Origin of the sequence: Micromonospora sp. NPDC050686 (assembly GCF_040654475.1) — a bacterium.
Lineage (GTDB): Bacteria > Actinomycetota > Actinomycetes > Mycobacteriales > Micromonosporaceae > Micromonospora.
In genome coordinates this window covers 1-12,533 of record NZ_JBFAID010000018.1, presented here as the reverse complement: position 1 = coordinate 12,533, position 12,533 = coordinate 1, and the positions used below count along the sequence as shown (strand labels likewise).

Annotated in this window: 8 protein-coding genes; 6 read left to right on the top strand and 2 right to left on the bottom strand. The window is 75.2% G+C overall.

Features of this window, described 5'->3' with window-relative positions:
• The first annotated feature begins 30 nt into the window (after nucleotides 1–30).
• Nucleotides 31–1,260, top strand: a complete 1,230-nt coding sequence (gene trpB / locus AB0H57_RS14730) for a tryptophan synthase subunit beta (protein WP_357506472.1) — start codon at nucleotides 31–33, stop codon at nucleotides 1,258–1,260.
• 82 nt (nucleotides 1,261–1,342) lie between these two features.
• Complete coding sequence (gene trpA, locus AB0H57_RS14725) at nucleotides 1,343–2,146, top strand: tryptophan synthase subunit alpha (RefSeq protein WP_357506470.1); 804 nt, start codon at nucleotides 1,343–1,345, stop codon at nucleotides 2,144–2,146.
• A gap of 13 nt (nucleotides 2,147–2,159) precedes the next feature.
• Here the strand turns inward: trpA and AB0H57_RS14720 are convergent, their stop codons facing one another.
• Complete coding sequence (locus AB0H57_RS14720) at nucleotides 2,160–2,669, bottom strand: NUDIX domain-containing protein (RefSeq protein ID WP_357506468.1); 510 nt, start codon at nucleotides 2,667–2,669, stop codon at nucleotides 2,160–2,162.
• Between the two features lie 104 nt (nucleotides 2,670–2,773).
• Here AB0H57_RS14720 and lgt point away from each other — a divergent pair, with 104 nt between their 5' ends.
• Together lgt and AB0H57_RS14710 are read left to right on the top strand one after the other, a co-directional pair.
• Complete coding sequence (lgt, locus tag AB0H57_RS14715) at nucleotides 2,774–4,000, top strand: prolipoprotein diacylglyceryl transferase (protein ID WP_357506466.1); 1,227 nt, start codon at nucleotides 2,774–2,776, stop codon at nucleotides 3,998–4,000.
• Nucleotides 4,001–4,020: 20 nt separating this feature from the next.
• The gene (locus AB0H57_RS14710; protein ID WP_357506464.1) at nucleotides 4,021–5,202 is read left to right on the top strand and encodes an NAD(P)/FAD-dependent oxidoreductase; all 1,182 of its coding nucleotides are present in this window, start codon (nucleotides 4,021–4,023) and stop codon (nucleotides 5,200–5,202) included.
• Between the two features lies 1 nt (nucleotide 5,203).
• Here the strand turns inward: AB0H57_RS14710 and AB0H57_RS14705 are convergent, their stop codons facing one another.
• Nucleotides 5,204–6,049 (bottom strand): GNAT family N-acetyltransferase, encoded by an 846-nt coding sequence (locus AB0H57_RS14705; RefSeq protein ID WP_357506462.1) that lies wholly within the window; start codon nucleotides 6,047–6,049, stop codon nucleotides 5,204–5,206.
• A gap of 145 nt (nucleotides 6,050–6,194) precedes the next feature.
• On the opposite strand from AB0H57_RS14705, the gene gltB reads away from it, so the two are divergent.
• Both gltB and AB0H57_RS14695 read left to right on the top strand, forming a co-directional pair.
• Nucleotides 6,195–10,904: a glutamate synthase large subunit gene (gene gltB / locus AB0H57_RS14700; protein WP_357506460.1), complete on the top strand. Its 4,710-nt coding sequence runs from the start codon at nucleotides 6,195–6,197 to the stop codon at nucleotides 10,902–10,904.
• Complete coding sequence (locus tag AB0H57_RS14695; protein WP_357506458.1) at nucleotides 10,897–12,429, top strand: glutamate synthase subunit beta; 1,533 nt, start codon at nucleotides 10,897–10,899, stop codon at nucleotides 12,427–12,429. Before gltB ends, AB0H57_RS14695 begins: the two co-directional genes overlap by 8 nt.
• Nucleotides 12,430–12,533: the final 104 nt, after the last annotated feature.

The window sequence follows — 12,533 nt, the reverse complement described above, 5'->3', positions numbered from 1 at the left end:
GGCACCCGTTCCCAGCGAGAGGAACCCGCGATGAGCGCCGACGCGCTGTCCGCCGCGTATCCCGACACCGCCGGCCACTTCGGCCGGTTCGGTGGCCGCTTCGTCCCGGAGGCCCTGGTGGCCGCCCTGGACGAGCTGGACGGGGCGTGGCGCGCCGCGACGGCCGACGCCGGTTTCCGGGCCGAGCTCGACGCCCTGCTGCGCGACTACGTCGGCGCCCCCTCCCTGCTGTACGAGGCCCGCCGGTTCTCCGCCGAGGTCGGCGCCCGGGTGCTGCTCAAGCGGGAGGACCTCAACCACACCGGCGCGCACAAGATCCGCAACGTGGTCGGGCAGGCGCTGCTCACCCGGCGGATGGGCAAGCGCCGGGTGATCGCCGAGACCGGCGCCGGCCAGCACGGCGTGGCCACCGCGACCGCCGCCGCGCTGTTCGACCTCGAGTGCGTGGTCTACATGGGCGAGGTGGACACCCGGCGGCAGGCGCTCAACGTGGCTCGGATGCGCATGCTCGGCGCCACCGTCGTGCCGGTCACCACCGGCTCGCGCACCCTCAAGGACGCGATGAACGAGGCGATGCGGGACTGGGTCGCCAACGTCGACGACACCCACTACCTGATCGGCACCGCCGCGGGCCCGCACCCGTTCCCGGCCATGGTCCGCGACTTCGTGCGGGGCATCGGCGAGGAGGCCCGCCGGCAGTGCCTCGACCTCACCGGCGGGCTGCCGGACGCGGTCGCCGCCTGCGTCGGTGGCGGTTCCAACGCGCTGGGCATCTTCCACGCCTTCGTGCCGGACGCCGACGTTCGGCTGTACGGCTTCGAGGCCGGCGGCGAGGGCGTCGAGACCGGCCGGCACGCCGCGAGCATCACCGGCGGCAGCTCGGGTGTGCTGCACGGCACCCGGACGTACGTGCTCCAGGACGCCGACGGGCAGACGGTCGAGTCGCACTCGATCTCCGCCGGCCTGGACTATCCGGGGGTCGGGCCGGAGCACGCCTGGCTGCACGACAGCGGGCGGGCCAGCTATCTGCCGGTCGACGACGACGCGGCGATGGCCGCGTTCGAGCTGCTCTGCCGCACCGAGGGGATCATCCCGGCGATCGAGAGCGCGCACGCCCTCGCCGGGGTCCGGGTGATCGCCCCGAAGCTCGCCGCCGAGCTGGGCCGGGAGCCGGTCGTCCTGGTCAACCTGTCCGGCCGGGGCGACAAGGACGTGCACACCGCCGGCGAGTACTTCGGCATCCTCGACAAGGAGCAGTGACCGTGAGCGAGCGGAGCGAGCGAGCCAATCAGCTCAGCAGTCCGGCGGCTCGCGCCGCCGCGGAGCGAAGCGAGGCGGTGGCGTGAGCCGGATCGGCGTCGCGTTCGACAAGGCCCGCGCCGACGGGCGGGCCGTGCTGATCGGCTGCATGCCGGCCGGCTTCCCGACCGTCGACGGCAGCATCGCGGCCATGCGGGCGATGGTCGAGGCGGGCGTGGACGTCATCGAGATGGAGATCCCGTACTCCGACCCGGTGATGGACGGCCCGATCATCCAGCGGGCCAGCGACATCGCCCTGGCCGGCGGCGTCCGCACCGCCGACGCGCTGCGCACCGTCGAGGCGGCAGCCGCGGCCGGGGCCCCGGTGGTCACCATGACCTACTGGAACCCGATCGAGCAGTACGGCGTCGACGCGTTCGCCCGGGACCTGGCGTCGGCCGGCGGCACCGGCCTGGTCACCCCGGACCTGATCCCCGACGAGGCCGCCGAGTGGCTGGCCGCCTCGGACGCGTACGGGCTGGACCGCACGTTCCTGGTCTCCCCGTCCTCCACCGACGCCCGGCTGGCGATGACCGCCCGGCACTGCCGCGGGTTCGTCTACGCCACGGCGGTCATGGGGGTCACCGGCGCCCGAGCGCAGACCTCCGACGCCGCCCCGATCCTGGTCTCCCGGGTTCGTGGCGTGACCGACCTGCCGGTCGGCGTCGGGCTGGGCGTCGGCACCGGCGCGCAGGCGGCCACCGTCGCCGGGTACGCCGACGCGGTGATCGTCGGCAGTGCCCTGGTCCGCTGCCTGCTCGACGTGCCGGACCAGGCCACCGGGTTGGCCGCGCTCCGGACGCTCAGCGCCGAACTCGCCGAGGGCGTACGCAACCCCGCCCGCTGACTCCGCTCCCGGCTCAGGGCCGGGGGTGGGCGGGCCGGTCCGCCGTGGCGCGCGGGGCCGGCGCCGCGGGCCCGGACAGTTCCTCCGGTCGCAGGTCGCGCAGCACGCCCGAGCGGCCGGCGACCGCGTCGGCGACCGCGGCCCGGGTCACCGGGGTGAGCTCCGCGGGCAGCGCGTCCGGCGGGTGCCAGGCCAGCCGGCAGCCGGCCGGCGGCTCGCCCACCGGCCCGCCGGCGCGGGCCCGGAAGACGTGCACCACCACGTCGGGCACCGGCTCCACCGGGCTCGGCCGCCCGCACGGCGTGCCGCTGAGGTGGTAGAGCCCGATCAGGTCGACCGGCTCGACCCGCCGGCCGGTCTCCCGCCGGATCTCGGTCGCCACCGCGGCGGTCGGGCAGTGCGGGCGGTGCAGCCGGCCACCGGGCAGTGCCCAGCGGCGCTCGCCCCCGCCGTGACGGCACAGCAGGACGCGGCCGGCGTCGTCGACGACGACGGCGGCCACCGCCCAGGTGAGCCCCGTCATGGACAGACAGCCTACGAGGCGGCAAACCAGAAGTCATCGCGGAACGCCGGTCACCCGGACCGGGGGTGCCGCCGGGGCGGCCCGCAGCGGTAGCGTGTGCATCCGTGACCCTCGCCTCGACGATCCCCCTGGCGGCCCTGCCGAGCCCGACCACCGCCGTGTGGCAGCTCGGGCCGGTGCCGATCCGGGCGTACGCGCTCTGCATCATCCTCGGCATCGTGGTGGCCTGCGTGGTGACCGAGTACCGGTTGCGCCGGCGCGGGGTGGCCCCCGGCGCGGTGCTCGACATCGCGGTCTGGGCGGTGCCCACGGGCATCATCGGCGCCCGCATCTACCACGTGATCACCTCGCCGGAGAAGTACTTCGGCGACGGCGGTGAGCCGCTCAAGGCGTTCGCCATCTGGGAGGGTGGCCTGGGCATCTGGGGCGCGGTCGCGGGCGGCGCGCTGGGCGCCTGGATCGCCGCCCGGCAGCTCGGCATCCCGTTCGCCGTGGTGGCGGACGCGCTCGCCCCGGGCCTGCCGCTGGCGCAGGCGGTGGGCCGCCTCGGCAACTGGTTCAACAACGAGTTGTACGGCGGGCGGACCACCCTGCCCTGGGGGCTGGAGGTCCACAGGATGGATCCGGCGAACCCGGGCCACGCCCAGACCGCCGACGGGCAGCCGGTGCTGCTGCCGGGGCTCTACCATCCGACGTTCCTCTACGAGGCGCTGTGGAACGTCGGCGTGGCCGCGCTGGTGATCGCCCTCGACCGGCGGTTCAAGCTCGGCCGGGGTCGCGCCTTCGCGCTGTACGTGATGGGCTACACCGCCGGCCGGTTCTGGATCGAGCTGGTGCGGATCGACGACGCGAACACCATCCTCGGGCTGCGGGTGAACGTCTGGACGGCCGCGCTGGTCTTCCTGGGCGCGTTGATCTACTTCCTGCGGGTGCGCGGCCCGCGGGAATACCTCGTCCCGGTCGGCGGCCCGGCCATCCCCGCGCCGGCCGGCGGCGGTGACCTGTCCCAGGTCGACCTCTCCGAGCGGGAGGCCGGGGCGCGGGCGGTGGTCCCGGAGGGCTACCGGGTGGTCGGCGAGGCGGAGTTCCGGCGTTACCAGGAGACCGGGGAGCTGCCCCCCGTCGCGGAGCCCGAGGAACAGCCCGACCAGCCCGCCGGCCCGGCGGCCGAGGATCAGCCCGAGCGGCCCAGCGGCGCGGAGAGCGGCGAGGGGCCCGACCAGCCCGCCGGCCCGGCGGCCGGGGAGCAGGCCGAGCAGCCCGCCGCCACGGAGGCCGACGACGAGCGGGCCGGGGCGGCCGGTGGCCGCCGCACCGACCGGGACAGCTGAGCGGGGGAGGATCGGCGCCCATGCGTACCGCGGTGGTGGTCGGTGCCGGCCTGGGCGGCCTGGCGGCCGCCGGGGCGCTGGCCCGCTCCGGGTGGCGGGTCACCGTCCTCGAAGCGGCCGACCGGGTACGCCCCGAGCCCACGGCCGTCGTGCTCTGGCCCAACGGGGTACGCGCGCTGCGCGCCCTCGGCCTCGGCGCCGGCCTCGACGCCATCGCCACTCCGCTGAGCGACGGCGGGGTGCGCCGCCCGGACGGCCACTGGCTGGTGCAGCCCCGTCCCGCCCCGGCGGACCGTACCCCGGTGGTGGTGCACCGGGAGGACCTGCACGACGCCTTGATCGCCGGGCTGGGTGAGCTGGTGGAGCTGCGTACCGGGGTGCGGGTGCGGACGGTGACCACGGCGCCCGGCGAGCGTCCGGCGGTCGGCGACGGCCGGCAGCGCGTCGAGGCGGATCTGCTGGTCGCGGCGGACGGCACGGACAGCGTGATCCGTCGGCATCTGGCGCCGGAGGCCGGCGTGGTCAGCTCCGGCTGCGCCGCCTGGCGGGCGGTCATCCCCTGGTACCGGGTTCCCGACCTGCCCGACGACCAGCCGGTCAACGGCGAGACGCTGGGTGCCGGCTACCGGTTCGTGGCGGCGTCGCTGGGGCGGCGGGGCGAGTCCCGGCGCGGCGGCGTCTACTGGGTGGCCACCGCCGCGGGCGCGCCCCGGCCGGAGCCGCCGGAGACCCAGCTCGCCCTGCTGCGCCGCTGGTACGCGGGCTGGCCGGAGCCGATCGCGGCGCTGCTCGACGCCACCGACCCGGCGGACCTGGTCCAGCAGGAGGTGCGTGAGCTGCGACCGCTGCCCCGGGCGTACGGCTTCCCGGCCGGGCCGGGTGGGGTGGTGCTGCTCGGCGACGCCGCGCACGCCATGCCCCCGCACCTCGGGCAGGGGGCCTGCCTCGCCTTCGAGGACGCCGCCACGCTGCACTCGCTGCTGCGGGAGAGCCGGCTGCCGGACGCGGTGCAGGCGTACGACCGGGCGCGCCGCCCTCGGGCGGCCACCGTGGTCCGGCAGACCCGCCGGATGTCCGCCGTGCTCCAGACCCGTGGCCGGCTGGCCCTGCGGGCGAGGGACGCCGCGCTCGGCGCCATCACTCCGCGCCTACGCAACAGCGCCGCCACCGCCGCCGCGCAGTGGCATCCCCCCACCCCCTGAGTCAGGGGAGGACGGCGGTGGGTTCGGCGATGCAGGCGGTGCCGACGCGGTGGAAGCCGACGCGCAGGTAGACGCGGGCGATGTCGTCGCTGCCGGCGGAGAGAAAGATCAGGTCGGTGCCGGCCGCGCGCAGCTCGTGGGCGAGGGCGGCGGTCACCGCGGCGCCCAGGCCGCGTCGGCGGGCGGCCGGCAGGGTGGCCACCCCGGCGATTTCCGCCACGTCGCCCACCCGCATCGCCATGCCGCTGGCCAGCGCGCCCTCGGTGGGGGTGCCGGCGATCACCGAGATGCGCCGGCCGTCGGCGATCCGGTCCCGCTCCTCGTCGAGCGCGGCCACGTCCAGCTCGGTGACGGCGGCGTCCCGCTGCGCCGGGCCGGCGTCGCCGCGTTCCGTGCCGGCGGCCGAGAAGCCGACCGCGGCGACGGCGCGGCGGGCGGCGACGTCCGCGGCGAAGTGCGGGCTGGTCGGGTCGAGGGTCCGCACCGGTACGTCGGTGAGGCTCGCCACCTCCGGTAGCGCCGCCGGGTCCAGCACCATCAGCGGCGCCTCCAGCACGCCCAGGCCGGCCGAGCGGGCCACGGCCAGCAGCTCCGGGGTGTGCTCGTGCACCCACTCGAAGGACTCCGGCAGGCCCAGCTCACGCTGCCGTTCGCGGACCGCGTTGACGTCCGCCAGCGACGGCGGCTCGGCGTGGCCCAGCCGGGGGCGGGCGTAGAACGGCCAGCCCGCACCGTCACGGACGAAGAGCACCAGCGGGCCGTATTCCTCGCTTCGGGCCGCGTCGCGGGGCACCTCGTCGTAGAAACGTTCCAGCCGGTCCAACAGGTCAACGGGGAGGGAATCCACCGCGCGAGACTACCCGTCCCAGATGCTGGAAGTGTGATCAATCTGCCCGAGTCTTGCAATCGGCGGCCTAACGTAGACTCAATAGACCCCGCAGGGCCGACGTCGTCCCGACCGTGATCCAGAATGTGCGACGACAGGAGGCCCGGTGGCCCTTCCGTACCCTCAACCCCCGCAGGCGGCGCCGACGGCCCGCCCTGGGCGGCCCGCGACCGGGCTCTACGACCCGGCCCAGGAGCACGACGCGTGCGGCGTGGCCTTCGTGGCGGACCTGCACGGGCGGCCCTCGCCCGAGGTCGTCGCGAACGGCCTGGCGGCGTTGGTCCGGCTGGACCACCGGGGCGCCCGCGGCGCGGAGCCCAACACCGGCGACGGCGCCGGCATCATGATCCAGGTGCCGGACGCGTTCCTGCGCGCGGTGGTCGACTTCCCGCTGCCGCCCGCCGGGCAGTACGCCACCGGCCTGGTCTTCCTCCCCGACGGCGACGCGGCCGAGGCCCGCGCCCGGCAGGTGGTGGAGAAGTACGCCCTGGTCGAGGGGGCCGCCGTGCTCGGCTGGCGGACGGTGCCGACCGACCCGTCCGGGCTGGGCGAGACCGCGCTCGCGGCGATGCCCCGGATCCGCCAGCTCTTCCTCGCCGCGCACCGGCTCACCGACTCGCCGGCCGGCCCGGCCGGCTCCCCGCTGTCCGGGCTCGACCTGGACCGGGTGGCGTTCTGCGTACGCAAGCAGGCCGAGCGGGAGACCGCCGAGCGGGGTGTGCCGGCGTACTTCCCGTCGCTGTCCGGCCGGACCATGGTGTGGAAGGGCATGCTCACCCCGGACCAGCTCCCGGCGTTCTACCCGGAGCTGACCGACGAGCGGGTGGCCAGCGCCATCGCGCTGGTGCACTCGCGCTTCTCCACCAACACCTTCCCGTCCTGGCCGCTGGCGCACCCGTACCGGTTCATCGCGCACAACGGCGAGATCAACACGATCCGCGGCAATCGCAACTGGATGCAGGCCCGCGAGGCCCTCCTCCGCACGCCCGACCTGCCCGGCAACATCCGCCGGGTCTTCCCGGTCTGCACGCCGGGCGCCTCCGACTCGGCCAACTTCGACGAGGTCCTCGAACTGCTGCACATGGCCGGGCGGAGCCTGCCGCACGCGGTGCTGATGATGATCCCCGAGGCGTGGGAGAACGACCCGGGCATGAGCCCGGACAAGCGGGACTTCTACCGCTTCCACGCCAGCCTGATGGAGCCGTGGGACGGCCCCGCGTCGGTGGCCTTCACCGACGGCGAGCTGGTCGGCGCGGTGCTGGACCGCAACGGGCTGCGCCCGGGCCGCTGGTGGCGCACCGCCGACGGCCTGGTGGTGCTGGGCAGCGAGGCGGGCGTGCTCGACCTCGACCCGGCCAGCGTGGTCGCCAAGGGTCGCCTCCAGCCGGGCAAGATGTTCCTGGTCGACACGGTCAACGGCCGGATCGTGTCCGACGACGAGATCAAGACCGAGCTGGCCGCCGCCCGGCCGTACGGGGAGTGGCTGCACGCCGGCATGATCGGGCTGGACGAGCTGCCCGCGCGCGAGCACACCGTCTACACCCACGACTCGGTCCGCCGCCGGCAGCAGACCTTCGGCTACACGGAGGAGGAGCTGAAGATCCTGCTCGGCCCGATGGCCCGCAGCGGCGCGGAGCCGATCGGGTCGATGGGCACCGACACCCCGATCTCCCCGCTGTCCACCCGGCCGCGGCTGCTCTACGACTACTTCCACCAGCTCTTCGCCCAGGTCACCAACCCGCCGCTGGATGCCATCCGGGAGGAGCTGGTGACCAGCCTGGCGTCCACCATCGGCCCCGAGGGCAACCTGCTCGACCCGGGCCCGGCGAGCTGCCGGCAGATCGTGCTGCCGTACCCGGTGATCGACAACGACGAGCTGGCCAAGATCCTCTCCATCGACGAGGACGGCGACCTGCCCGGCTTCAAGGCGGTCCGGGTCTCCGGGCTCTACCGGGTCCGCGACGGCGGCGCCGGCATCAAGGCCCGGCTCACCGAGATCTGCCGGCACGTCTCCGAGGCGATCGAGGACGGCGTGCGCATCCTGGTCCTCTCCGACCGGGACTCCAACGCCGACCTGGCCCCGATCCCGTCGCTGCTGCTCACCGCGGCGGTGCACCAGCACCTGGTCCGCGAGCAGACGCGGACCCAGGTGGCGCTGATCGTGGAGTCCGGCGACTGCCGCGAGGTGCACCACGCGGCGGTGCTCATCGGGTACGGCGCGGCGGCGGTCAACCCGTACCTGGCCTTCGAGTCGGTGGAGGACATGATCTCCACGGGCGCGCTGGTCGGGGTCGAGTCGGCCAAGGCGGTCCGCAACTACGTCAAGGCGCTCGGCAAGGGCGTCCTGAAGATCATGTCGAAGATGGGCATCTCCACCGTGTCGTCGTACTGCGGCGCCCAGGTCTTCGAGGCGGTCGGGCTGGACACCCGACTGGTCCAGCGGTATTTCCGGGGCACCCCCAGCAAGATCAGCGGGATCGGGCTGGCCGAGATACACGCCGAGGTGGCCGCCCGGCACGCGCTGGCCTGGCCGGCGCCCGGCACCCCGGCCAGCGACCGGCTGGAGGTGGGCGGGGAATACCAGTGGCGCCGCGAGGGCGAGCTGCACCTGTTCAACCCGGAGACGGTGTTCCTGCTCCAGCACGCCACCCGCAGCCGCCAGTACGACGTCTTCCGGCGGTACACCGCCAAGGTCGACGAGCTGGCCGCCCGGGCCGGCTCGCTGCGCGGCCTGTTCACCCTGCGTACCGGGGTGCGCCCGCCGGTGCCGATCGAGGAGGTCGAGCCGGCCACCGAGATCGTCAAGCGGTTCGCCACCGGCGCCATGTCGTACGGGTCGATCTCGGCCGAGGCGCACGAGACCCTGGCCGTGGCGATGAACCGCCTCGGCGGCAAGTCCAACACCGGCGAGGGCGGCGAGGACGTCGAGCGGCTGCACGACCCGCTGCGCCGCTCGGCGGTCAAGCAGATCGCCAGCGGCCGCTTCGGCGTCACCAGCGAATACCTGGTCAACGCCGACGACCTCCAGATCAAGATGGCCCAGGGCGCGAAGCCCGGCGAGGGCGGCCAGCTGCCCGGCAACAAGGTGTGGCCGTGGATCGCCCGGACCCGGCACGCCACCCCGGGCGTCGGACTGATCTCCCCGCCGCCGCACCACGACATCTACTCCATCGAGGACCTGGCCCAGCTGGTGCACGACCTGAAGTGCGTCAACCCGGCCGCCCGGGTGCACGTCAAGCTGGTCAGCGAGGTCGGCGTGGGCACCGTCGCCGCCGGCGTGGCCAAGCTCAAGGCCGACGTCATCCTGATCTCCGGCCATGACGGCGGCACCGGCGCCTCCCCGCTCAACTCGCTCAAGCACGCCGGCACCCCGTGGGAGCTGGGGCTGGCCGAGGCGCAGCAGACGCTGCTGCTCAACAAGCTCCGCGACCGGGTCACCGTGCAGGTCGACGGCCAGCTCAAGACCGGCCGGGACGTGCTGATCGCGGCGCTGCTCGGCGCGGAGGAGTTCGGCTTCGCCACCGCCCCGCTGATCGTCTCCGGCTGCGTGATGATGCGGGTCTGCCACCTGGACACCTGCCCGGTCGGCATCGCCACCCAGAACCCGGTGCTGCGCGAGCGGTTCCCCGGCCAGCCGGAGTTCGTGGAGAACTTCTTCCTCTTCCTCGCCGAGGAGGTCCGCGGCTACCTGGCCGAGCTGGGCTTCCGGGGCATCGACGAGGCGATCGGGCACGCCGAGCTGCTCGACGTCACGCCCGCCATCGACCACTGGAAGGGGCACGGGCTCGACCTGAGCCCCGTACTGCATCTGCCGGAGCTGCCCGCGGACGCGGCGCGGCGCGGCGTCCGCGCCCAGGACCACGGCCTGGAGCTGGCCCTGGACAACGAGCTGATCGCGCTGGCCGGGCCGGCACTGCGCGACGGCACCCCGGTCCGCACCGAGGTCGCCGTCCGCAACGAGCACCGCAGCGTCGGCGCGATGCTCGGCGGCGAGGTGACCCGCCGCTTCGGCGGCGACGGCCTGCCGCCCGACACGATCGAGTTCCTGCTGCGCGGCACGGCCGGGCAGTCGTTCGGCGCGTTCCTGCCGCGCGGGGTCACCCTGCGCCTGCACGGCGACGCGAACGACTACGTCGGCAAGGGCCTCTCCGGTGGCCGGCTCGTCGTCCGCCCGGACGCCGCCGCGCCGTTCGTCGGCAGCGACGCCGCGGCCGGGCAGCGCGCCGAGGACCAGATCATCGCCGGCAACACCATCCTGTACGGGGCCACCGCCGGGGAGCTGTTCCTGCGCGGCCGGGTCGGCGAGCGGTTCGCGGTGCGCAACTCCGGCGCGGTGGCGGTCGTGGAGGGCGTGGGCGACCACGGCTGCGAGTACATGACCGGCGGCACGGTGGTGGTGCTCGGCGAGACCGGGCGCAACTTCGCCGCCGGGATGTCCGGCGGCACCGCCTTCGTGCACCGGCTGGACCGGGCCCGGGTCAACGCCGAGCTGGTCGACCTGGCCCCGCTGCGGGACGAGGAGCGGGACCGGCTGCACGAGCTGGTGCAGCGCCATTTCGCCGAGACCGACTCGGCGGTCGCCGAGGAGCTGCTCAAGCGGTGGCCGGAGGCGGTCGAGGAGTTCACCGCGGTGGTCCCCCGGGACTACCGCCGGGTGATGGAGATCATGCGGGCCGCCGAAGCCGCCGGCCGTGACGTCGACGACGCGGTGATGAGCGCACTCGCGCCTTCCGCTGCTGCGGCGCAGTTGGCGCCGTCCGCCGCGTCCCTGCCGTCCGCGCAGCGGGCGGTCGCCCAGGAGGTGGCCCGTGCCTGACCCGAACGGTTTCCTGCGCTACGACCGGCGGCTGCCAGCTCGCCGGCCGGTGCCGGTGCGGATCCTCGACTGGCGGGAGGTGTACCCGCCGGCCGGCGAGGAGCTGATCCGCGAGCAGACCACCCGGTGCATGGACTGCGGCATCCCGTTCTGCCACGAGGGGTGCCCGCTGGGCAACCGCATCCCGGACTGGAACGACCTGGTCCGCACCGGCAACTGGGACGCCGCGGTGGAGTCGCTGCACGCCACCAACAACTTCCCGGAGTTCACCGGGCGGCTCTGCCCGGCACCCTGCGAGGCGGCCTGCGTGCTCGGCCTCGGCGGCCAGCAGCCGGTCACCATCAAGCAGGTCGAGGTGGAGATCGCCGACGCGGCGGCCGCCGGGGGCGGGCTCGACCCGCGCCCCGCGCCGGCCCCGACCGGGCGGTCGGTGGCCGTGGTCGGCTCCGGGCCGGCCGGCCTCGCCGCCGCGCAGCAGCTCGCCCGCGCCGGCCACCGGGTCACCGTGTACGAGCGCGACGACGCGATCGGCGGCCTGCTCCGCTACGGCATCCCCGACTTCAAGCTGGAGAAGCGGCACATCGACCGGCGGCTGGCCCAGCTCGCCGCCGAGGGGGTCGAGTTCCGTACCGGCGTGACCGTCGGCGTGGACGTCCCGGCCGAGCGGCTGCGCGCGGAGCACGACGCGGTGCTGCTGGCCTGCGGGGCGTTGCAGGGCCGGGACACCCCGGAGACCCCGGGCCGGGCGCTGCGCGGCGTACACCAGGCGATGGCGCACCTGGTGGCCGCGAACCGGGCGGTCGCGGCGGTTGCCAGCCGGCCCGGCGTGGCCGCCGGGGATGCGGGCCGGCCGGCCCGGGCCTTTCTCCCGGACGGCACCCCGATCGACGCCGCCGGGAAGCACGTCGTGATCATCGGTGGTGGCGACACCGCCGCCGACTGCCTGGGCGTGGCCCACCGGCAGGGCGCGGCCGGGGTGCACCAGCTCGACCTGTACCCGGAGCCGCCGCACGCCCGGGACGCCGAGCGGGACCCCTGGCCGACCTGGCCGTGGGTGCTGCGCAGCTACCCGGCGCACGAGGAGGGCGGCGAGCGAGTCTTCGCCGTCGCCGTGCGGGAGTTCGTCGACGACGGCACCGGACAGGTCCGGGCGGTACGCATCGCCGAGGTGACCGTGGAGAAGCGGGACGGCCGGCGGGTCCTGACCGTGCTGCCCGGCACCGAGCGGGAACTGCCGGCTGACCTGGTGCTGCTGGCCATCGGCTTCGAGGGCACCGAGGAGCAGCCGCTGCTGGCCCAGTTCGGGGTGGCCCGCAACGCGCGCGGCGCGGTCGACGCCACGCCGGACTGGCAGGCCGCCGACGGGGTCTTCGTCGCCGGGGACATGCACCGGGGTGCGTCGCTGATCGTCTGGGCCATCGCCGAGGGGCGGGCCGCGGCGGCGGCCATCCACGCGTACCTGGGCGGGGTGGGCGAGCTGCCCGCTCCGGTCGACCCGGCGCGGCAGCCGCTGGCCGCCCGCTGAGGTGTAAGGCGGGGGGGGGGGGGGGGGCGGGGGGGGGGGCGGGGGGGGGGGGGCGGGCCCCCCCCCCAGGCAGGGGGCGGGGGGGGGCGGGGGGGGGCCCCCCC

Bases quoted from the DNA above. Each gene is read 5' to 3' on its own strand.
- trpB (WP_357506472.1), top strand. From the start codon at position 31: ATGAGCGCCGACGCGCTGTCCGCCGCGTATCCCGACACCGCCGGCCAC.
- AB0H57_RS14720 (WP_357506468.1), bottom strand. From the start codon at position 2,669: ATGACGGGGCTCACCTGGGCGGTGGCCGCCGTCGTCGTCGACGACGCC.
- AB0H57_RS14710 (WP_357506464.1), top strand. From the start codon at position 4,021: ATGCGTACCGCGGTGGTGGTCGGTGCCGGCCTGGGCGGCCTGGCGGCC.